This is a genomic window from Pseudomonas asplenii, from assembly GCF_900105475.1.
Classification (GTDB): Bacteria; Pseudomonadota; Gammaproteobacteria; order Pseudomonadales; family Pseudomonadaceae; genus Aquipseudomonas; species Aquipseudomonas asplenii.
In genome coordinates this window covers 1,861,946-1,883,111 of the sequence record NZ_LT629777.1, presented here as the reverse complement: position 1 = coordinate 1,883,111, position 21,166 = coordinate 1,861,946, and the positions used below count along the sequence as shown (strand labels likewise).

The window sequence follows — 21,166 nt, the reverse complement described above, 5'->3', positions numbered from 1 at the left end:
AGTAGGATTTCGGTATCAAGGCATTACAGGGAAATAGACAGAGAAGACGGGACAGGGCAGCGACGACCGCTGCCCCGCCCGTACAGCCCCTAAGCGCTCACCGGAACAGGCAGAGGTCGGGCGAGCAAACGCTCATCCAACAGACCGAGACCTTCCTGAAACAGCTGGTTGCTACCCTCGGTATCCCCCAACTGGGCCAGCAATCTGGCAAGCTCGGCACAGGTCTCCGGGTTGCGTTGCACTCGCAGGCTGCCCTCCAGGTAATCCCGTGCCTTGCCCCACAGGCTGTTCTGCAGGCACAGGCGTCCCAGTGTCAACAACAGGCTGGCATCGGCCGGATGGTCCTTGAGCCAGCCCTCGGCGGTCTGCAACTGGCGCACCGGGTCGCGTCCGCGCAACAAGCCGTACAACCGCGCCAGGTGACTGTCGTACTGGCGCTTGAGCGCTGTACGCAGTATCTCTTCGGCTTGCCCGTCAGCACCCAGTTGACGCAACTGCTCGGCATAGGCCAGGACCAACTGCGGCTCCTGCCGCTGGGCCGCGGACAACTGCTGCCAGGCCCGTTCCAGCGATTGCAGCCCAGCCTCGCCATCCTGTTCGCGGCGTGCCGCCAGGCTCAGGTTCTCCCCCCAGGCGCGTCGTTCCAGCTCAGCCAGTTCGGCCTGTGGCAGCGCCTTGTCCTTGCGCAGTTCCGGCAATAACCGGACCACCGCCGACCAGTCACCGCGCTGCTGATGCAGGCGCTGCAACTGGCGCAGCACCTGGACGCTGTGCGGATGCAGATCATGCATGGCCTGCAGGGTACTCAAAGCCCCCTCGGTATCGCCACGGTCCACTTGCAACTGCGCGTGACTCAGGGCGATCGCCAGTTCGGCCTGCGGCTGGCGACTCAGGGCGCGTTCCAGCAGGCTGTCGCACTCCTCATACTTACCCTGCTCGTTGGCCGCACGTGCCGCGCCCAGGTAATAAAGCAACGGTTGACGCTCGGCCTCGGCAGCCCGGTGCAGATGTTTCTGGGCACTGGCCCAGCGGCCTTCGGCCAGATCCATCTGACCTTGTTCGATGGCCAACTGCACCCGTCGACTACGGTTACGCCGGGACCAGGGATTGGCCGCCGAGCTGGATGCCGTGACCAGACCGATCAGGAATTTCAGCAATCGATAGGCCAGCCACAGCACCAGCAGCACCGCGAGAAATGCCCACAGACTGGATTCGTAACGGAAGCTGTCGTAGGCAATCAGGACGTAGCCGGCGTGCCGATAAATCGCGAACCCCAGCAGACCTATGACAACGGCGACCAGCAGTGCAATCGCGATGAAGCGCTTCATCGGGTGGTCTCCTGCTCCGGATTCGCCTCACCGCGCGCTGGCGTCTCGGCGTCCACGTGTCGCCGCTCAAGGTAGGCCTGGACTGCACTCAGCGTCGCGGCGAGATCGGGAGTCAGCACCGTCACCGGCTTTTTACTCAACTCGGCGAGCTGTTCGACCATGACCTTGCTCTGCGGGTTGTCCGGATTGAAACTGCCGGTCAACACATCGCGGGCCTCCCTCAGGGCCTGGGTATAGACGTCTGCCTGCCCGTTCAGCGCAGCCCACTGCGCCTGCTCCAGCGCCAGGCTCAGGGCCAGGCGGACCTGGGTCAGGCTCTGCCCGGCCAGCAGCGGACGGATGTTCTTGTTGGCATTGAAGTCGATGCGGATGTAATGCGAAATCTCGTCCCACCACTGCGACCAGCGGCTGGCGCCGTCGCCATCGGCGGTCAGCCCCAGCAACGAGTCGCCGCGATCCTTGTATTCCGGAGCCAGTTCGTTGAGCTGGTTGACCTGATCACGCAACGCACCCAGTTGCAGGAACAACCCGGTGCGATCCGGTTGTTCGGTACTGCGCAATGCCGCCAGGCTCTTGGCCAGTTGCTCACGGGCGGCAAACGAGCCCGGATCGTTCTGCTCGCGCAGGATTTCGTCGGCACCCTGTACCAGCGCCAGGGCACTGCTGATGTCCTGCAACGCGGACAGACGCAGAGTGGCCAGGCGCAGCAGGTGCTCGGCCTCGGCCAGGCGCCAGTCCTTGCGGCTGGCGCCCAGCACGCTTTCCAGGCGCTGGCTCAGACGCTGCTGATCACCCTGCAGTTGCGCCACCAGCCGCCGCCGTTCCTCAAGCTCGGCGGCAGCCGGCAGTTGGTCCAGGCGCGTGGCCAATTGTTGTTCGCTGAGTTTGAGCGACTGTGCCTGGTTGCCCAGGTCCTGCAGTTGCCCACTCTGCTGCTGGTGATTGGCCTGCAGATTGCGCATCTGCCAGACGCCCCAGCCGCCAACGGCCACCCCGGCGGCGCCCACTAGCAAGGCGAGGACCGCCAGGCCGTTGCCACGGCGCTCGACAGGCGCCGCCGACGGTTTGGCCGGCGTCTCGGGCGCCGGTTGAGCTTGTTCTTTTGGCAAGGCTGTTTCGCTCACGTGTCCATCCTTTGCATTCAGAAAGCGGGTACAGGGTGCTCCTGTAGCGCCGCCAGCAAGGCCGTGGCGCTGGCACCACGACAATCCACAACATGTTCTGCCCCGGCAGTACGGGCCATCTGCGCGACCCGAGGGCTGGGAACAAACAACGGTAACCGGGCCACCTGGGACCAGTTCGCCCCCGCCACCTGCTGCAGGTGTTCAAAACCCTGTCCACTGCTGACCACCAGCCCGTTCAGGCGTTCCGCTTGAATCTGCCGGGACAGGGTGCCGTCGGGGTACTCGGGCAGGCGACGACGGTACAATTCCAGATAGTCGACACTAGCACCTTGGGCGCGTAAACGCTCGGCCAGCAGTTCACGCCCGCCCTCTCCACGCAGGATCAGTACGCGCGGCTCAGGCTGGGCCAGCGCCTCCTGCAAGGCTGGCAGTTCCAGCAGGGCTTCGCTGTCGTCGCCCTCGGCCGGGTAATACACCCGCAGGCCATAGTCGTCCAGCAGGCCCGCCGTCGCGGCCCCGACGGTAAACCAGCGCAACATCGGCGGCTGCGGCCAATAGCGATCGACCAGGTCGAGCCCCAGGCGCGCGGCCGGCTTGCTGACGACAATCGCCGCCGAGTAGAACGGCAGTTCGAGAATCTTGCTCAGTTCGGCCCCTTCGACGGTCAGCGGCTCGATCGCCAGCATGGGCAGGGCACTGCTGAAGACCCCGGCGTCGGCCAGCGTCGTCGCGAGTGCGGCACACTCATCCGCAGGTCGCGTCAACAGCAGACGCCAGCCGCTCATTGCGCGTCGGCCTCACCATAAACCGCCTTGAGGATGGCGTCCGCGCCCTGCTCCAGCAGCGCCTCGGCAACTCGCACACCCAGGGCCTCGGCGTGCGCCTGCGGTGCACGGGCCTCGGCGCTCAGCAACAGGCCACCGGCCGGCTGGCCAACCAGGCCACGCAACCAGACCTGCTCGCCTTCCAGCACGGCGTAACAGGCGATCGGCACCTGGCAGCCACCATTGAGATGTTTGTTCAGGGCCCGCTCGGCCGTGACCCGCACGGCGGTGTCGGCATGATGCAGAGGCGCGAGCAGCGCATGGATCTCGCTATCGGCACTCCGGCACTCGATCCCCACGGCACCCTGCCCGCCAGCCGGCAGGCTGTCCTCGACGCTGATGGCCGAGGTGATCCGGTCTTCGAAGCCCAGGCGAATCAGCCCCGCCGCCGCCAGGATGATCGCGTCGTACTCGCCGGCATCGAGCTTGGCCAGACGGGTATTGACGTTGCCTCGCAGGAAGCGGATCTGCAGATCGGGCCGACGGGTCAGCAGTTGCGCCTGGCGACGCAGGCTCGAAGTGCCGACCACTGCACCGGCCGGCAAGGCCTCAAGGCTGGCGTAGGTATTGGAAACGAAGGCATCGCGAGGGTCTTCACGCTCGCAGATGCAGAACAGTCCGAGCCCTTCCGGGAAATCCATCGGCACGTCTTTCATCGAGTGCACGGCGATGTCCGCCTCGTTTTCGAGCAGAGCGGTTTCCAGCTCCTTGACGAACAATCCCTTGCCGCCGATTTTCGACAGCGGCGAGTCGAGCAGCTTGTCACCGCGACTGACCATCGGCACCAGGATCACCTGCAAGCCCGGATGCGCCTGCTCCAGGCGGGTCTTGACGTATTCGGCCTGCCACAGGGCGAGCGCGCTCTTACGGGTAGCGATGCGGATTTCGCGAGAAGACATGGATCGGTCCGTACTGAATAGATACGGCAGATAATAACAGTTCAGCCCGGCCAGCTTTGATTTGTGTCAGGAACTGCGCAGCCTCCCTGGCCAGCAACAGCGGAAGAATGAACCGCGGGGCCCATTGCAAGCCCCGGGTTAAAGCTGTTGCATCATCTTGCGCACCCCGGCGACATGCCGTCGGCTGACGATCAACGCATCACCGTTGAGCCCCTTGAGGAACAGTTGGAAATGTCCCAGGGGCGTGCGTTGCAGACGCTCGATACGTTCGCGGGCCACCAGCGCATTGCGGTGGATACGCACGAAACGCTCGCCGAATTCGTCTTCCAGGGCCTTCAGCGGCTCGTCGAGCAGCACTTCACCGCCTTCATGGCGCAGAGTCACGTACTTGTGGTCTGCGATGAAATAGATCACCTGGCCGATGGGGATCAACTCGATACCTTTGCGGGTCCGCGCACTGATATGAGTACGGGGCCCGGTACCGCTTTCCGCCGCCGGCCGGGTCAACGCAGCCAACTGCACACGGTTGGGCCGCTCGGCCTTCTTCAAGGCTTCGAGCAGATGCTCGGGGCGCACCGGTTTGACCAGATAGCCCACGGCGCTGACCTGGAAGGCTTCCAGGGCAAACTCGTCGTGGGCGGTGCAGAACACCACAGCCGGCGGCGTCTCGCGTTCACACAAGCGCGCGGCCACCTGCAGGCCGTCCAGGCCGGGCATGCGGATATCGAGCAGAACGACATCCGGCTTGAGGCTGTCGATCAGGGCCAATGCCTCTTCGCCATTGCTGGCGCTGGGCTCCAGTACAGTGTAACCCTCGAGTTCGCCCACCAGTCGGGTCAGGCGTTCGCGGGCCAGGGGTTCGTCATCAACGATCAGGACATTCATATTGCGCTGGATTCCTGCGTGAGTCTCGGACAAGGATAGCGTAGACAAGTGAAGTGACGTCCGTCACGGCGGTCCACGCTAAGACTAGCGCGAGGCCCAAAAAGTGCCGTAAGTCGGGCACCAATGTTCACCAGCGCCAAGTGAGTACCGGTGGACGCCTGCCGCACGGCGGCGTCGTCATAGGGATTGCTGATACACAATACGAACTCTCCCTCTTCATAGTCGGCTTCAACTCTGACCACCCCACCTTCGACACGCGGAGCGATGCCATGGATCAGAGCGTTTTCAAGCAAAGGTTGCAAGGTCAGCTGCGGGATCGGCAAATCGTCCGGAATGGTGCCTACCCTCCAGTCCAACTGTAGACGGTTGCCAAGACGATAGCGTTCGATCGACAAATATCGTTGCGCTAATTCCAGTTCCTCACGCCAGGTCACCAGGTTTCCCGGCTTGGCCAGGCTGGCCCGGAACAGATCGGACAGATCCAGCACCGCCTGCTCGGCCTGGCGCGGATCGCTCGCCACCAGGCTGGCAATGCTGTTGAGGCTGTTGAACAGAAAGTGCGGGCGTATCCTTGCCTGCAGGGCCTCCAACCGCGCCTGCAACTCGGCCTGTTGCTGGCGCCGCCACTGACTCTGCAGATAAAAGTAGCGCAGCATCAGCGCCGACATGATGAGACTGATCAGCGCATGGCGCAGGTAACGGCCAGGACTGCCGCTGTCGACCTGGCTGGTGACGAGAGAAAAGTACTCGGTCAGGGCGGTGCAGATCAGCGTCAGACCGACCACCAGAGCGCAACATAATGCACCGGCTACCCCTGGCTGCAAGCGCGCCAGCCTGCCCCGGGTAGCGCACAACACCGCCGCCGACACCAGCACGATCCACTGCACGTACAGCGACGTCAGGGCCAGGCGCACCCAATCGAAACCGGCGGGCATCGGTTCGCTGAGCACCAGCACCATCACCAACAGCTCAGCCAATACCACCAGCACCAGCAGCGCTTCTGGCAGGCAGAGCTCCGGGAGGAAGAATTCCGGTGTCACGGACGCATCACGCCCGGTGTTCGTTCGGGAGGTTGGCATGCCCCCAGTGTCAACGTCTGTGCTGTCGGCGACAAGCCATGCGACCGATTCGGTCGAAATAAAAACCGCACGACCGCCGTCAGCCCCAGCCGGAGCAACCCTGCTATGATCGGCAACGATTTTTCCGGCAATCCATCTTCAGCAGATCACGAGCGAATTCATGAGCACCGACAAGACCAATCAGTCCTGGGGCGGCCGTTTCAGTGAGCCGGTCGACGCCTTCGTTGCCCGCTTCACCGCCTCCGTCACGTTCGACCAGCGCCTCTACCGCCACGACATCATGGGCTCGATCGCCCACGCCACGATGCTGGCCAAGGTCGGCGTACTGACCGATGCCGAGCGCGACAGCATCATCGACGGACTGACTACCCTCCAGGGCGAAATCGAGGCCGGCAACTTCGACTGGCGCGTGGACCTGGAAGACGTGCACATGAACATCGAGGCGCGTCTGACCGATCGCATCGGCATCACCGGCAAGAAGCTGCACACCGGGCGTAGCCGCAACGACCAGGTTGCCACCGACATCCGCCTGTGGCTGCGGGACGAGATCGACCTGATCCTGGCGGAAATCACCCGTCTGCAGCAAGGTCTGCTGGAACAGGCCGAGCGCGAAGCCGGCAGCATCATGCCCGGTTTCACCCACCTGCAGACCGCCCAGCCGGTAACCTTCGGCCACCATCTGCTGGCCTGGTTCGAAATGCTCAGCCGTGACTACGAGCGCCTGGTCGACTGCCGCAAGCGCACCAATCGCATGCCTCTGGGCAGCGCCGCGCTGGCAGGCACCACTTACCCGATCGACCGCGAGTACACCGCGCAGTTGCTGGGCTTCGAGGCTGTGGGCGGCAACTCCCTGGACAACGTCTCGGATCGCGATTTCGCCATCGAATTCTGCTCGGCGGCCAGCATCGCGATGATGCACCTGTCGCGCTTCTCCGAAGAGCTGGTGCTGTGGACCAGCGCGCAGTTCCAGTTCATCGACCTGCCCGACCGGTTCTGCACCGGCAGCTCGATCATGCCCCAGAAGAAGAACCCCGATGTGCCGGAGCTGGTGCGCGGCAAGGCCGGCCGGGTATTCGGCTCGCTGACCGGCCTGCTGACCCTGATGAAAGGCCAGCCGCTGGCCTACAACAAGGACAACCAGGAAGACAAGGAACCGCTGTTCGACGCCGCCGACACCCTGCGCGATTCGCTGCGAGCATTCGCCGACATGATCCCGGCGATCAAGCCCAAGCACGCGGTGATGCGCGAAGCGGCCCTGCGCGGCTTCTCCACTGCGACCGACCTGGCGGATTACCTGGTGCGCCGCGGCCTGCCGTTCCGTGACTGCCACGAGATCGTCGGCCATGCCGTGAAGTACGGCGTGGAAACCGGCAAGGACCTGGCGGAAATGAGCCTGGAAGAGCTGCGCCAGTTCAGCGACCAGATCGAGCAGGACGTGTTCGCGGTGCTGACCCTGGAAGGCTCGGTCAATGCCCGCGACCATATCGGCGGTACCGCGCCTGCCCAGGTCAAGGCAGCGGTCGCCCGCGGCAAGGCACTGCTCGCCAGCCGCTGACGCCCACCAGGGCCTGTGGTTGCCACAGGCCCTGGCAACGCCGAGTCAACCTGTGGTCAGCGGCCTGGCTGGCGATAGCGTCCGCCAGGACGCCAGCAAACTACTTCTTCGCCGCAATCATCGCCAGGAACCCCGGCATCACCGCAGCCTTGTCAGCCGCGATGCGCTTGGCATGGTCCATCTGCTGCAATTGCGCCAACAGAGCCTTCGCCTCCGGCATCTCGGCCAGCAGATCGATCCCGAGCAACTTCGTACCCACCTCACAGGCCACGTCGACGCTGTAGAGGAAATACAGATCCGCCACGCTGAACTCGCTGCCTGCCACATAAGGGGCAAACTTGCCATGACGCTTGAGCGAGGCAAAACCCAGCAGCAATTCGTCGCGGGCCTTGTCCTTGATCGCTTGCGGCACCGACATGCCGAAAAACGCTTCGGCAAAGCAGGTGCGCGCCGGCAGCTCGATGTACAGCTCGATCTCCCTGGCCAGCGCCAGCACCTGAGCCCGCTGAAACGGCTCCTGGGGCAACAGCGGCTTGCCGCCCTGAGTGCTCTCGAGGTATTCGAGGATCACACTGGTTTCGTGGATGAAGCCCTGTTCCACAGCCAATACCGGAACCTTCCCGCGCGGGCTGATCGCCAGGGTCTGCGGGGTCTGCCCGGGGTAGAACAGTACTTCCTCGAAGGGCAGGCCCTTTTCGAGCAAGGCCAGCTTGACCATGTTGTAGTAGTTGCTGACCGAAAATCCATAAAGCTTGAGCATCAAAGAGCCTCCAGGCCGTGCGGGGTTGGCGCACGCAGTTATAGTGCACAGGGTAAAAATTGACCAGCAGCATCAACCCGGCCAATGCAGGTAAACTGGTGACCTTTCCCCAAGGAGCCTGCCATGAGCGAGCCAAGCGATATCGACAACGACGACGAAGCGTTCGCCGAGACCACCCTGGTCCAGGCCATCGAAAACCAGATCGAAAGCGACAACCCGCCAGCGGCCAAGGCCACGTTCAACAAACTGACCCTGGTCGGCTACGAGCGCGACGAGATTCTCAACCTGATGGCCCATGTGCTGGCAGTGGAGATCGATGCGATGCTCGACGACGACCGTCCATTCGATGGCGAATGGTACGAAGCGGCCCTGCGGGCGCTGCCGGAACTGCCACCCGAGAAAGAGTGAGTTCTGCCGTCTACACTGAAAACGCCTCGGCACTGGACAGGCCGCGCAAGTGGGATCACCTTAGTGGTGCTGTCGCTCGATAATAATTTCTGAAAGTCTGGAGTCCTTATGTCGTATACCCCTGAGTTGGTTGCCGAACTGGAAATCCTTGCACTGTTCAACCTGGGGAGTTCCCAGGAGGGCCTGAAAATTCATCAGACTGCCGCCCCATCCGCCATTGCCGCCGCCCAACGCCTATTCGACAAGGAACTGATCACCCAGGTCGATGGCGGCTACCTGACCAGCCTGGGCCGCGATGCCGCCGAACATGCCCAGGGCCTGCTGACCATCCTGAACGTCAAAGAAGCCGCCTGAACCGCTCCCTGCCCACGCGGTCCTTTGCTGCACGGACTGCGCGGGCCCGTTGTGGCGGGTGATCGGGCCATCTGAAAGCCATCGACAAATTCAGCTTAAAGCGGCGCACGCTTAGCCTGTAAACTGCCATTCTTCAGATATTTCCTACTGTCGAGCGCCGCAAGCCGATGACGCGCACCCACGAAATACGCCCGAACCTGGACGAGGGCATCGACCGCCAGGTGCTCAACCAGTTGCGCTCGCGCTTCCTGAAGCTCAATCAGGGCCGCCTCGCGCGGGCGCTGGAAGGCCTGTCGCCACGCCAGCAGGTGGTGCTGAACGTGCTGCCGCTGTTTTTCCATGTCAATCATCCGCTGCTGCCCGGCTACGTCTCGGGCAGCACACCGGCCGGCCTGTCGAACTACGAACCGAACGATTCGGCCCTGGCCGAAGCCCAGCGTCTGACTCGCTCGTTTTCCTACAAGACCCGCCCTGCCAGCCTGCCCCGTCCGATCCACGGGCTGTTCCTGATGGGCAGCCTGGGTACCCTGGCCCAGGCCGATCAGAGCGACATGGACTTCTGGGTCTGCCATGCCAGCGATCTGAGCCAGGGCGAGTTGGCCGAACTGCGCAAGAAATGCCAGTTGCTCGAAGCCTGGGCGGCCAGCCAGGGCGCCGAAGCCCACTTCTTCCTGATCGACCCGGCCCGCTTCGTCCGTGGCGAGCGCGACGCACAACTGAGTTCGGAAGACTGCGGCACCACCCAGCACTACCTGCTGCTGGACGAGTTCTACCGCACCGCCATCTGGCTCGCCGGACGCACACCTCTGTGGTGGCTGGTGCCGGTGTACGAAGAGCCGCGCTACGACCAGTACACCCATACATTGCTGTCCAAACGGTTCATCCGCGCGGATGAATGCCTGGATCTGGGCCACCTCGCGCACATTCCACCGGGAGAGTTCATCGGCGCCGGGCTCTGGCAACTGTTCAAAGGTATCGAATCACCCTACAAGTCAGTGCTCAAACTGCTGCTGACCGAGGTCTATGCCAGCGAACATCCCCAGGTCGAATGCCTGAGCCTGCGGTTCAAGCAGGCAGTGTTCGCCAACCGGCTCGACCTCGACGAGTTGGACCCGTACATGGTGGTCTACCGGCGGATCGAGGAATACCTCAAGGCCCGCAACGAACCGGATCGCCTGGAGCTGGTGCGGCGCAGCCTTTACCTCAAGGTCAACCGCAAGCTCACGGGCGGCAATACACGCAACAGCAGCTGGCAACGCCTGCTGCTGATCCGCCTGGCCGGCGAATGGGGCTGGGACCGTCGACAACTGACCCTGCTCGACAGCCGCAGCCAGTGGAAAGTCCGTCAGGTCAGCGCCGAACGTCGTGCGCTGGTCAACGAACTCAACCACAGCTACCGCTTCCTGACCCAGTTCGCCCGTACCGAACAGGCCGTCAGCCTGATCAACAAACGCGACCTCAACGTGCTCGGTCGCAGGCTCTACGCAGCGTTCGAGCGCAAGGCCGGCAAGATCGAATTCATCAACCCCGGCATTGCCCCGGACATGGCCGAAGACACCCTCACCCTGGTCCAGTCACCCAACCGCAAGGAGCCGGGGCAGACCCATTGGGCGCTCTACAATGGCAGCCTGGGCGCCCACGAGTGGGAGCATTTCGCACCGATCAAGCGCAGCCGCGAACTGCTCGAACTGCTCACCTGGTGCCATCGCAACGGCGTGATCGACAGCAGCACCCGCCTGGCCCTGCATCCCGGCAGCAGCGACCTGACCGAATTCGAACTGTTCAACCTGCTCGGCAGCCTGCAGCAAGTGATCGCCCTGCCGCTCAACAGCGTCGACGAGGAACAGTTGCTGCGCCCCAGCATCCCGGGCGAGGTACTGATTCTGGTGAATGTCGGCGTCGACCCGCTCAAGCATCACCGCGACCTGAATATCCTGATGACCACCGAACGCACCGACTCGCTGAGTTATGCCGGTGTCCGGGAAAACCTGGTCCTGACCCTCGACCAGGTTACGCTCAACACCTGGAACGAGGTGCTGATCAACCGCTACGACGGCCCACATGCTCTGCTCGATTGCCTGCGAGACTACCTCAACAACCTGCCGCTGGGCCGCGACATGCCCCGGCTACGGGTACGCTGCTTCTGCCACAACCGTGCACAGTTCATCGCCCAGCGCGTCGAGGAAGTGCTCAACACCGTCCAGGAACTGCTGCTGGGCAACCTCAACCATCGTTATCTGGTACAGGTCCAGCAGCATTACCACGCACTGGAACTGGTACCCGGCCACGTCAACCACATCGCCCTGGACAGCACGTCGATGCTGCTCGACTACCTGAGCACCGACCGGTCGAGCTATAGCCCGTTGCACCTGGACCTGCGTGCCATGGAAGAACACGACCTGGCCCTGATCCTGCCGATGGGCCAGCCCGAGTGCGTGCAGGTGTTCTACCGAATCAACGAAGACCAGGCCGATCTGTACGTGCTGGATGAGTTCAATGCCCTGTGGCAACAGCGCCTGCCGTTCCACGACGAGCAGAGCCTGCTGGTGCCGCTGCAACGCTTCCTGCAGTCGATCCTCTACCGTCGCGAAGCCTTGATGCCGATGGACGCCTCAGCTCCCGCCAAGGCCCTGGATACCCTGTATTACCAGTTGCAGCCTTCGGCACCCGGCCGGGCACGGCGGGTCGAGGCACGGCCTGCGCCGCAAACACCCGTGAACAAGCCGTTCTACGACGTCCAGGCGATTGTCGGCAAGACCGGCCAGGACGAAGTCCAGGTCACCCTGTACTGCAATCAGCGGGAATTTTCCGAACTCGACTACGGCAACCAGCTGTACATCGCGGTCGCCCAGGAAATCGTCGGCCAGCGGCGCGAGGTCGAGCGCTACCGCTGCTATATCACCGACCTGGACCTCAGCGGCCTGGTCGGCGAAGGGGTGGGATCAACCAATCTGCACCTGCGCTACAAGGCCGAGCTGGAAAGCTCGCTGAATATCGCGCTGGATCTGGTCTGAAACCGATCAGAGGTGATAGTCGCCAGCGGCTTCGGGCTGGTATTCCACTTCGAGCAGAGCCAGCTTCAGGGTCTTGCCGCCCGGCGCCGGCCAGTTGATGTGCTGGCCCACCTGCAAGCCGAGCAAGGCGCTGCCAACCGGCGCGAGGATCGAGATCCGGCCTTCGTCGGCATTGGCGTCCTGGGGGTAGACCAGGGTCAGGCGGTAATCCTTGCCGCTGCCTTCCTCGCGACAATGCACCCGGGAATTCATGGTTACGACACCGGCCGGCACTTCTTCGTGCCCCACGACGCTTTCAGCGCGGTCCAGTTCGGCCTGCAAGGCGACGACACCCGGCAGTGAATCATCCAGGCTGTCGATCAGGCGCTCCAGACGCTGCACGTCGAGGCGGGTGAGAATGATGGAAGGTGCGGTGCTCATGATCCAGGCAGACTCCTTTTTTCTGCGCGATAAAAGCAAAACCCCGCCACGAAAGGCGGGGTTCTCACTCCCCACTTCAGTGTGGGGCATAGCCGGACACTACCACAGCAGCACCAATACACAAACCACAGCGCGTTGCTCAGGCCTGTGCCTTGCGCACCCCGGCCCGCTCGCAGATCACCCGCCGGCGCTCATCGTCCGCCGATCGCCATTCGCGGATGTCCTCGACATGCCGAAAACAGCCGATACAAATTTTCTGCTCATCGAGCCGGCAAAGACTCACGCAGGGCGAAGGTACCGCCGGGCTGACATTGCTGTAGAGCGGTTTGGCGGGTCTCACGGGAGCGGGTTGCTGCGTCACCATCAGATCTCGTCGAAGTCCAGCTTGACGCCGGCCTGCTCCCAGGTCGCACGGGCGACGATCTCGCTGAGCAGTTCCTCGCTCTTGTCGCAAACCCAGCGGCTGCTCTCCGGGTCATAGTCGAAATGATAACCGCCAGAGCGCGCGGCCAGCCACATCTGGCGCAGGGGTTCCTGGCGACTGAAGATCAGCTGGCTGCCGTCCTCGAACTTCACGGTCAACACACCGGCGGAGTTTTCCAGGTCCACATCCAGGTCACTCTCGTCGAAGACGTCTTCCAGGTTTTGCTGGGTGTTATCCACCAGATCGTGAAAACGGGCTTCATTCAAACTCATAGTGCGAACCTCGAAAAAAACGTGTGACTCCAAGCGAACGAAGATACGGGGGCTGCCGAATGTTTGCAAAGCATAACCAGCCGGCGGCCACCCGGACATCCATCAGCGCTCCGCCACTGTCCGGCTGGCGGCTCGCATAGGCAAGCCGCCGGGTGGCCGGTATACTCGGGCGCAATCAATGCTTTTACAAAGGATTTCGCCATGAAGCGCCTGATCTCTTCCCTTGCTGCGCTCCTCGCGATCGCTTGCCTGGTCTCTGCCTGTGGGCAAAAAGGTCCACTGTATCTTCCTGATGACAGCCAGAACCCCAACGACCAGGCCAAGTCCTCGCAAAGCAAAGCGCACAAGCACGACACCTACGAGTAAGGGATCACCATGGACGCTTTCAACTACCGCGACGGTGAACTGTTCGCGGAAGGCGCGGCTTTGTCCGCCATTGCCGAGCGCTTTGGCACGCCCACCTATGTCTACTCGAGGGCCCATATCGAGGCGCAGTACCGCGCCTATGCCGACGCCCTCGAGGGCACACCGCACCTGGTATGCTTTGCGGTCAAGGCCAACTCGAACCTTGGCGTGCTGAACCTGCTGGCCCGCCTGGGTGCCGGCTTCGACATCGTGTCCCGTGGTGAGCTGGAACGTGTACTGGCCGCTGGCGGCCGTGCCGACCGGATCGTTTTCTCCGGCGTCGGCAAGACCCGCGAAGACATGCGACGGGCCCTGGAAGTCGGCGTGCACTGCTTCAACGTCGAATCCGCCGAAGAACTGGAGCGCCTGCAACAGGTGGCCGCCGAGCTGGGCGTACGTGCGCCGATCTCGCTGCGGGTCAACCCGGACGTGGATGCCGGCACCCACCCGTACATCTCCACCGGCCTCAAGGAAAACAAGTTCGGCATCGCCATTGCCGACGCCGAAGAAGTCTATGTTCGCGCGGCACAGTCGCCGAACCTGGAAGTGCTCGGCGTCGATTGCCATATCGGCTCGCAGCTGACCAGCCTGGATCCGTTCCTCGATGCCCTCGACCGCCTGCTGGGCCTGATCGACCGCCTCGGCGAGTGCGGCATCTACCTGCAGCACATCGACCTCGGTGGCGGTGTCGGCGTGCGGTATCGCGATGAAGAGCCGCCATTGGTGGCCGACTACATCAAGGCCGTGCGCGAGCGTACCGCTGGCCGCGACCTGGCCCTGATGTTCGAACCCGGCCGTTTCATCGTCGCCAATGCCGGCGTGCTGCTGACCCGGGTCGAATACCTCAAGCACACCGAACACAAGGATTTCGCCATCGTCGACGCGGCGATGAACGACCTGATCCGCCCGTCGCTGTACCAGGCCTGGATGAACGTCACCGCCGTGCGCCCACGCGATGCACAGCCGCGCACCTACGATGTGGTCGGCCCGATCTGCGAGACCGGTGACTTCCTGGCCAAGGACCGTCAACTGGCGCTGGAAGAAGGCGATCTGCTGGCCGTGCATTCGGCGGGCGCCTATGGCTTTGTCATGAGCTCCAACTACAACACTCGCGGTCGCGCCGCCGAAGTGCTGGTGGATGGCGAGCAGGTGATCGAGATCCGTCGCCGCGAAACGCTGGCCGAATTGTACGCCGGCGAAAGCCTGTTGCCGGAGTAAGCCCATGCTGCTGCGTTTTACCAAGATGCACGGCCTGGGCAACGACTTCATGGTCCTCGACCTGGTCAGCCAGCACGCGCACATCCAGCCCAAGCATGCCAAGCAATGGGGTGACCGGCATACCGGCATCGGTTTCGACCAGTTGCTGATTGTCGAGGCGCCGAGCAATCCCGAGGTGGACTTCCGCTACCGGATCTTCAACTCCGACGGTTCGGAAGTCGAACAGTGCGGCAACGGTGCGCGCTGCTTCGCCCGTTTCGTGCTGGACAAGCGCCTGACCGCCAAACGCCGGATTCGTGTCGAGACCAAGAGCGGTATCATCGAGCTGGATGTCCGTCAGGACGGCCAGATTAGCGTAGACATGGGCGCCCCGCGCCTGGTGCCGGCGGACATTCCGTTCCAGGCCCAGGCCCAGGCCCTGAGCTACCCGCTCGACGTCGATGGCCACACCGTCGAACTGGCCGCCGTGTCCATGGGCAACCCCCATGCGGTGCTGCGCGTCAACGATATCAATGCGGCTCCCGTCCACGAACTGGGCCCGAAGATCGAACACCATCCGCGCTTCCCGGCACGGGTCAACGTCGGTTTCCTCCAGGTGATCGACCGCCACCGCGCACAATTGCGCGTCTGGGAACGCGGTGCCGGGGAAACCCAGGCCTGCGGTACCGGCGCCTGCGCGGCGGCGGTGGCCGCCATCAGCCAAGGCTGGATGGACTCGCCGGTCACCATCGACCTGCCCGGCGGACGCCTGTCCATCGAGTGGGCGGGTGTCGGCCAGCCGGTGGTGATGACCGGACCGGCCGTGCGGGTGTATGAAGGACAAGTGCGTCTATAAGCGAGCGAATGTCATGAGCGATCAGCCACAGGCTCCAGCCGAACAGCCCAACGAACTGCCAGAGCAGAGCCTGGAGGCGGCCACCGTGGCCGCCTACCTGGAGGCTCATCCGAACTTCTTCGTCGACCACGAGGAACTGCTGCCGGCGCTACGTATCCCGCACCAGCGCGGCGATACGGTGTCGCTGGTCGAGCGGCAGATGAAAATCCTGCGCGAGCGCAACATCGAGATGCGTCATCGGCTGTCCCAGTTGATGGACGTCGCCCGTGACAACGACCGACTGTTCGACAAGACCCGTCGGCTGATTCTCGCGCTGATGGACGCCGCCAGCCTCGACGACCTGGTGATCGCTGTCGAGGACAGCCTGCGCCAGGACTTCCAGGTGCCCTTCGTCAGCCTGATCCTGTTCAGCGACAACGCCATGCCGGTGGGTCGCTGGGTCAGCGGCGCCGAAGCCCAGCAGGCAATCGGCGGGCTGCTCTCGGAAGGCAAGAGCGTCAGCGGCAGCCTGCGCGAGCACGAACTGGACTTCCTGTTCGGCGAAGAACAACGTCGGCAGATCGGCTCCACTGCCGTGGTCGCCATCAGCCATCTGGGCCTGCATGGCGTGCTCGCCATCGCCAGCCGCGACCCGCAGCACTACAAGAGTTCGGTCGGCACCCTGTTTCTCAGCTACATCGCCGAAGTCCTCGGGCGGGTCGTCCCGCGCTTCACCCACTCCCTGCGCTCGGTACGCTAGCCATGGAACGACAACTGGACGCCTACTGCGAGCACCTGCGCAGTGAGCGTCAGGTGTCGCCACACACCCTGCAAGCCTATCGCCGCGACCTGAACAAGGTCCTGGCCTTCTGCGAGAAGGAGCAGGTCGCCGGCTGGGCCGCCCTGGACATCCAGCGCCTGCGCCGGCTGGTCGCGCGCCTGCACCAGCAGGGGCAATCCTCGCGCAGCCTGGCTCGACTGCTGTCGGCGGTGCGCGGCCTGTACCAGTACCTCAATCGCGAAGGGCTGTGCAATCACGACCCCGCCACCGGCCTGGCCCCACCCAAGGGCGAACGCCGGCTACCCAAGACCCTCGACACCGATCGCGCCCAGCAACTGCTCGACGGCGCCGTGGAGGACGACTTTCTCGCCCATCGTGACCAGGCGATCCTCGAACTGTTCTACTCCTCGGGCCTGCGCCTGTCGGAACTGACCGGGCTCAACCTCGATCAGCTGGATCTGGCCGACGGCCTGGTCCAGGTCCACGGCAAGGGCAGCAAGACCCGCGTGCTGCCGATTGGACGCAAGGCCCGCGAGGCCCTGCAGACCTGGCTGCCACTGCGCGCCCTGAGCAATCCGGCGGACGATGCGGTGTTCGTCAGCCAGCAGGGCCGGCGCCTCGGGCCTCGGGCCATTCAATTAAGGGTCAAGGCCGCTGGCGAGCGTGAGCTGGGACAGAACCTGCACCCGCACATGCTCCGCCACTCCTTCGCCAGCCACCTGCTGGAGTCGTCCCAGGACCTGCGCGGCGTGCAGGAACTGCTCGGCCACTCGGACATCAAGACCACGCAGATCTACACCCATCTGGACTTCCAGCACCTGGCAACTGTCTATGACAGCGCCCATCCACGGGCCAAACGCAGCAAGGACTCCTCGCAATGACGATTGAGCTGGTCACCTTCGACCTCGACGATACCCTGTGGGACACCGCTCCGGTGATCCACAGCGCGGAGAACATACTGCGCGAATGGCTGGCCGCACACGCCCCCGACCTCGGCGGCGTGCCGATCGAGCACCTGTGGGCGATTCGCGAACGGATACTGCTCCAGGAACCGCCCCTCAAGCACCGTATCAGCGCCCTGCGGCGCCGGGTGTTGTTCCACGCCCTGGAAGAAGCCGGTTATCCACATGCGCAGGCCTCGTCACTGGCTGAGGAAGCGTTCGAGGTGTTCATCCACGCCCGACACCAGATCGAGGTGTTCCCGGAGGTCGAGCCGACCCTGGAGGTTCTGGGCCGCAGCTTTGCCCTGGGCGTGGTCACCAACGGCAACGCCGATGTGCGCCGCCTGGGTCTGGCCGACTACTTTCGCTTTGCACTGTGTGCCGAGGATATCGGCATCGCCAAGCCGGATTCACGGCTGTTCCACGAAGCCCTGTCCCGCGGCGGCAATATCTCAGCCAGCGCGGCGGTGCATATCGGCGATCATCCGGGTGACGACATCGCCGGGGCTCAGCAGGCTGGGCTGCGGGCGGTCTGGTACAACCCCACGGGCAAGGCCTGGGAAGCCGAGCGCCACCCGGACGCCGAGATTCGCAGCCTCACCGAACTGCCAGCCCTGCTCGCCGCCTGGAACCGCCAGCCTGCACGCTCCTGACGCTTTGTGGGAAGGGGGGCTTGTCCCCTCGCCACTGCTTTCGTTCAAACCTCTGCTCCAGCTCCAGCCATTCTGCAGACATGAAAAAGCCCGCAGCGACGGCGGGCTTTTTCAGCAAGCATGAAGCGACACTCAGATAGGTCGGCTGCCGTACTTGTTATCCGGCTTCTTGGGCGGATCGGCGACCACATTGGCCTCCACTTCCTGCACCTTGCCACCGCGCGCCAGGAACTCTTCCATGGCACGTGCCAGAGCATCACGCTCCTTGTTCTTGGCCTCGACACTGGGCAATTCGTCGATCGATACCGCAGCCTTGGCCTTGCCCTTGGCGGTCGGGGCAGGGGCATCGCCGCCATCGTCGTCCGCCACGTCCACGTCTTCTGCAGACGCTTCCAGGCCTTCTTCGGTCTCGTCTTCGTCGCCTACTTCGAGGTCATCATTTTCCAGATCATCGTCGCTCATGTTCTACCTCATGACTTGCGAAAAGCAGATTAGTTATAGACCAGCCATGCCGACTGTCGAAGGCCGCTGGAAAAAATCAACATCCGCTGGAGACCAGCGGCTCAAGCCCATTCACCCTGAAGGGTGGCAAGGACTTTACGAGCACCACCCTGATCGCGGTGCTCGCCAAGATAAACGCCCTGCCAACTACCCAGCGCCAGCCGCCCCGCCGTGACCGGCAAGGTCAACTGACAGCCTAGTAAACTGGCCTTGAAGTGCGCCGGCAAGTCATCCGCACCTTCGTCGTTGTGTTCATACTCGAGGCCACCTTGCGGGACCAATCGGTTGAAAAAACGTTCGAAGTCGCGGCGAACCGCCGGATCGGCATTCTCGTTGATGGTCAACGAAGCCGAGGTATGTTGCAGCCACAGATGCAACAGACCGACGCGACATGCCTGGAGTTCAGGCAAGCCGGCGAGCAACTCCTGGGTCACCAAATGAAAGCCCCGGGGCCGGGCCCGCAAGGTAATCAGTGTCTGTTGCCACATACAGTTCTCCGCCCATCGGCGCGCATTCTAGCGCGCTCAGGAAAAAAGCAAAGCGCCTAATACGCCTGCCATGCTGTAAGTAATCGTCCCATGGCAGCGGGCTTCGATGTTTTGTCCGCAATGCCCTTGGATAAATCCTTTCAACCCTCTTCACGTTGACAAAACCCAGACAAAAAAATGCCCGGCAAGCCGGGCATATTTTTTCAACGCGCTCAGAGGTTATAGCCGCGCTCGTTGTGTTGTGCCAGGTCCAGACCGACCGATTCTTCTTCATCGGTCACACGCAGGCCCATCACCACATCCAGGACTTTCAAGATCACGTAGGTGACGACTGCGGTGTAGAGGACGGTGAAGCCGACACCCTTGCACTGAACCCAGACCTGGGCGGCAATGTCGGTGGTCGCGGCGTTGAAGCCACCCATCGACGGTGCAGCGAATACACCGGTCAGGATCGCGCCGAGGATACCGCCGATACCGTGCACGCCGAAGGCGTCCAGGGAATCGTCGTAGCCCAGCTTGCGCTTCAGGGTGGTGGCGCAGAAGAAGCACACCACACCGGCCGCCAGGCCGATGATCAGCGAGCCCATCGGGCCGACAGTACCGGCAGCCGGGGTAATGGCAACCAGGCCGGCCACTACGCCCGAGGCGATGCCCAGTGCGCTTGGCTTACCGTGGGTCAGCCACTCGGCGAACATCCAGCCCAGTGCGGCGGCGGCGGTGGCGATCTGGGTCACCAGCATCGCCATGCCGGCGGTACCGTTGGCCGCAGCGGCGGAACCGGCGTTGAAGCCGAACCAGCCGACCCACAGCATGGCTGCGCCGATCAGGGTGTAACCCAAGTTGTGCGGTGCCATCGGGGTGGTTGGGAAGCCTTTGCGCTTGCCCAGCACCAGACAGGCCACGAGACCTGCAATACCGGCGTTGATGTGCACCACGGTGCCGCCCGCGAAGTCCAACACGCCCCAGTCACCCAGCAGGGAACCCGGACCGCTCCAGACCATGTGCGCGATCGGCGCATAGACCAGGGTGAACCAGATGCCCATGAAGATCAGCATCGCGGAGAATTTCATCCGCTCGGCGAACGCACCGACGATCAACGCCGGAGTGATGATCGCAAAGGTCATCTGGAAGGTGACGAACACCGCCTCAGGGAACAACGCCGTCGGGCCGGTAATGCTCGCTGGCGTGATACCGGCGAGGAAGGCCTTGGCCAGGCTGCCGACAAAGGAGTTGTAGTTGACGACGCCGGCTTCCATCCCGGTGGTATCGAACGCCATGCTGTAGCCATAGATGAACCACAGGATGGTGATCAGACCGGTAATGGCGAAGCACTGCATCATCACGGAAAGAATGTTTTTCGACCGCACCATGCCGCCGTAGAACAGCGCGAGGCCTGGAATGGTCATGAACAGCACGAGGGCTGTGGAAGTCAGCATCCAGCTGGTGTCGCCGGAATTGAGGACTGGAGCCGGTACCGGGTCCGCCGCCATGGCCAGGGCCGGCATTACGAGGGACAACAGGGCTCCTAGCCCTGCGAATTTACGCAGAGTCATATTGTTTTCTCCTGGGGCGTTGGGGTTTGGTCGGCTTAGATAGCGTCGGTATCGGTTTCGCCGGTACGGATGCGAATAGCCTGTTCCAGATTGACCACGAAGATCTTGCCATCACCGATCTTGCCGGTGTTGGCGGCCTTGGTTATCGCCTCGATGACCCGGTCGAGATCCTTGTCGTCAATGGCGACATCGATCTTCACCTTGGGCAGGAAGTCGACCACGTATTCCGCGCCGCGATACAGCTCGGTGTGACCTTTCTGCCGACCGAAGCCCTTGACCTCAGTGACGGTAATGCCCTGCACGCCGATCTCGGACAACGACTCGCGCACATCGTCCAACTTGAACGGCTTGATGATGGCAGTGACTAGCTTCATGAAACTTTCTCCCGAATTGGTGGACTTGCCCCAGGAAAACAAACCCGACTCAAGTCTAAGCGCAGTGCCTGGCTTTGTAACGCATCGTCGGC

24 protein-coding genes are annotated in these 21,166 nt (G+C 63.0%); 10 read left to right on the top strand and 14 right to left on the bottom strand.

Annotated elements, in window-relative coordinates; all coding sequences use genetic code 11:
- Window positions 1–89: 89 nt before the first annotated feature.
- The 6 genes from BLU37_RS08510 to BLU37_RS08485 all read right to left on the bottom strand — a co-directional run bounded on the left by BLU37_RS08510 (window position 90) and on the right by BLU37_RS08485 (window position 6,139).
- Entirely contained in the window at window positions 90–1,328 is a 1,239-nt protein-coding gene (locus BLU37_RS08510) for a heme biosynthesis protein HemY (protein ID WP_090204008.1), read from the bottom strand.
- Window positions 1,325–2,452, bottom strand: a complete 1,128-nt coding sequence (locus BLU37_RS08505; protein WP_090204006.1) for a uroporphyrinogen-III C-methyltransferase — start codon at window positions 2,450–2,452, stop codon at window positions 1,325–1,327. The genes BLU37_RS08510 and BLU37_RS08505 overlap by 4 nt, the downstream gene beginning before the upstream one ends.
- Before the next feature lie 17 nt (window positions 2,453–2,469).
- Window positions 2,470–3,237 carry a uroporphyrinogen-III synthase gene (locus tag BLU37_RS08500; RefSeq protein ID WP_090204003.1) on the bottom strand — a complete coding sequence of 256 codons (768 nt, stop codon included), beginning with the start codon at window positions 3,235–3,237 and terminating at the stop codon, window positions 2,470–2,472.
- Window positions 3,234–4,175, bottom strand: a complete 942-nt coding sequence (gene hemC, locus BLU37_RS08495) for a hydroxymethylbilane synthase (RefSeq protein WP_090203999.1) — start codon at window positions 4,173–4,175, stop codon at window positions 3,234–3,236. Before hemC ends, BLU37_RS08500 begins: the two co-directional genes overlap by 4 nt.
- A gap of 138 nt (window positions 4,176–4,313) precedes the next feature.
- On the bottom strand, window positions 4,314–5,060 hold the full coding sequence (locus BLU37_RS08490; RefSeq protein ID WP_090203996.1) for a LytR/AlgR family response regulator transcription factor: 747 nt from the start codon (window positions 5,058–5,060) through the stop codon (window positions 4,314–4,316).
- Window positions 5,057–6,139, bottom strand: coding sequence for a sensor histidine kinase (locus BLU37_RS08485; protein WP_090203993.1), 1,083 nt, complete (start codon window positions 6,137–6,139; stop codon window positions 5,057–5,059). The genes BLU37_RS08490 and BLU37_RS08485 overlap by 4 nt, the downstream gene beginning before the upstream one ends.
- Window positions 6,140–6,299: 160 nt before the next feature.
- Here BLU37_RS08485 and argH point away from each other — a divergent pair, with 160 nt between their 5' ends.
- Window positions 6,300–7,694, top strand: a complete 1,395-nt coding sequence (gene argH, locus BLU37_RS08480; RefSeq protein ID WP_010445620.1) for an argininosuccinate lyase — start codon at window positions 6,300–6,302, stop codon at window positions 7,692–7,694.
- Between the two features lie 100 nt (window positions 7,695–7,794).
- On the opposite strand, the gene BLU37_RS08475 is transcribed toward argH, so the two are convergent.
- The gene (locus tag BLU37_RS08475) at window positions 7,795–8,454 is read right to left on the bottom strand and encodes a glutathione S-transferase family protein (protein WP_090203990.1); all 660 of its coding nucleotides are present in this window, start codon (window positions 8,452–8,454) and stop codon (window positions 7,795–7,797) included.
- Window positions 8,455–8,577: 123 nt separating this feature from the next.
- Here BLU37_RS08475 and BLU37_RS08470 point away from each other — a divergent pair, with 123 nt between their 5' ends.
- The 3 genes from BLU37_RS08470 (at window position 8,578) to BLU37_RS08460 (ending at window position 12,230) form a co-directional block, all read left to right on the top strand.
- Window positions 8,578–8,862 (top strand): hypothetical protein, encoded by a 285-nt coding sequence (locus tag BLU37_RS08470; RefSeq protein WP_010445623.1) that lies wholly within the window; start codon window positions 8,578–8,580, stop codon window positions 8,860–8,862.
- Window positions 8,863–8,970: 108 nt separating this feature from the next.
- Window positions 8,971–9,216, top strand: coding sequence for a TIGR02647 family protein (locus tag BLU37_RS08465; protein WP_010445624.1), 246 nt, complete (start codon window positions 8,971–8,973; stop codon window positions 9,214–9,216).
- A 167-nt stretch (window positions 9,217–9,383) separates the two neighbouring features.
- Window positions 9,384–12,230: a class I adenylate cyclase gene (locus tag BLU37_RS08460; protein ID WP_090203987.1), complete on the top strand. Its 2,847-nt coding sequence runs from the start codon at window positions 9,384–9,386 to the stop codon at window positions 12,228–12,230.
- 6 nt (window positions 12,231–12,236) lie between these two features.
- On the opposite strand, the gene rnk is transcribed toward BLU37_RS08460, so the two are convergent.
- From rnk to cyaY, 3 genes are all read right to left on the bottom strand, one after another.
- Entirely contained in the window at window positions 12,237–12,650 is a 414-nt protein-coding gene (rnk, locus tag BLU37_RS08455; protein ID WP_090203984.1) for a nucleoside diphosphate kinase regulator, read from the bottom strand.
- A gap of 139 nt (window positions 12,651–12,789) precedes the next feature.
- Window positions 12,790–13,014 carry a DUF1289 domain-containing protein gene (locus tag BLU37_RS08450; protein WP_090203981.1) on the bottom strand — a complete coding sequence of 75 codons (225 nt, stop codon included), beginning with the start codon at window positions 13,012–13,014 and terminating at the stop codon, window positions 12,790–12,792.
- Complete coding sequence (cyaY, locus tag BLU37_RS08445; RefSeq protein ID WP_090203978.1) at window positions 13,014–13,346, bottom strand: iron donor protein CyaY; 333 nt, start codon at window positions 13,344–13,346, stop codon at window positions 13,014–13,016. The genes BLU37_RS08450 and cyaY overlap by 1 nt, the downstream gene beginning before the upstream one ends.
- Before the next feature lie 201 nt (window positions 13,347–13,547).
- On the opposite strand from cyaY, the gene lptM reads away from it, so the two are divergent.
- The 6 genes from lptM to BLU37_RS08415 are packed head-to-tail and all read left to right on the top strand — an operon-like array spanning window position 13,548 to window position 18,158.
- Window positions 13,548–13,712 (top strand): LPS translocon maturation chaperone LptM, encoded by a 165-nt coding sequence (gene lptM, locus BLU37_RS08440; RefSeq protein ID WP_010445633.1) that lies wholly within the window; start codon window positions 13,548–13,550, stop codon window positions 13,710–13,712.
- 9 nt (window positions 13,713–13,721) lie between these two features.
- Window positions 13,722–14,969 (top strand): diaminopimelate decarboxylase, encoded by a 1,248-nt coding sequence (gene lysA / locus BLU37_RS08435; RefSeq protein WP_090203975.1) that lies wholly within the window; start codon window positions 13,722–13,724, stop codon window positions 14,967–14,969.
- A gap of 4 nt (window positions 14,970–14,973) precedes the next feature.
- Window positions 14,974–15,804 carry a diaminopimelate epimerase gene (gene dapF / locus BLU37_RS08430; RefSeq protein WP_090203972.1) on the top strand — a complete coding sequence of 277 codons (831 nt, stop codon included), beginning with the start codon at window positions 14,974–14,976 and terminating at the stop codon, window positions 15,802–15,804.
- A 13-nt stretch (window positions 15,805–15,817) separates the two neighbouring features.
- Entirely contained in the window at window positions 15,818–16,543 is a 726-nt protein-coding gene (locus BLU37_RS08425; RefSeq protein WP_010445639.1) for a DUF484 family protein, read from the top strand.
- A gap of 2 nt (window positions 16,544–16,545) precedes the next feature.
- A complete protein-coding gene (gene xerC, locus BLU37_RS08420) occupies window positions 16,546–17,445 on the top strand; it encodes a tyrosine recombinase XerC (protein WP_010445642.1) in 900 nt (299 codons plus the stop codon).
- Entirely contained in the window at window positions 17,442–18,158 is a 717-nt protein-coding gene (locus BLU37_RS08415) for an HAD family hydrolase (protein ID WP_090203969.1), read from the top strand. The genes xerC and BLU37_RS08415 overlap by 4 nt, the downstream gene beginning before the upstream one ends.
- Window positions 18,159–18,290: 132 nt before the next feature.
- On the opposite strand, the gene sutA is transcribed toward BLU37_RS08415, so the two are convergent.
- From sutA to glnK, 4 genes are all read right to left on the bottom strand, one after another.
- The gene (sutA, locus tag BLU37_RS08410) at window positions 18,291–18,620 is read right to left on the bottom strand and encodes a transcriptional regulator SutA (protein WP_090203965.1); all 330 of its coding nucleotides are present in this window, start codon (window positions 18,618–18,620) and stop codon (window positions 18,291–18,293) included.
- A gap of 101 nt (window positions 18,621–18,721) precedes the next feature.
- A complete protein-coding gene (locus BLU37_RS08405; protein ID WP_090203962.1) occupies window positions 18,722–19,147 on the bottom strand; it encodes a secondary thiamine-phosphate synthase enzyme YjbQ in 426 nt (141 codons plus the stop codon).
- Window positions 19,148–19,359: 212 nt separating this feature from the next.
- Complete coding sequence (locus tag BLU37_RS08400; RefSeq protein ID WP_090203959.1) at window positions 19,360–20,700, bottom strand: ammonium transporter; 1,341 nt, start codon at window positions 20,698–20,700, stop codon at window positions 19,360–19,362.
- Window positions 20,701–20,735: 35 nt separating this feature from the next.
- On the bottom strand, window positions 20,736–21,074 hold the full coding sequence (glnK, locus tag BLU37_RS08395; protein ID WP_002555808.1) for a P-II family nitrogen regulator: 339 nt from the start codon (window positions 21,072–21,074) through the stop codon (window positions 20,736–20,738).
- Between the last annotated feature and the right edge of the window lie 92 nt (window positions 21,075–21,166).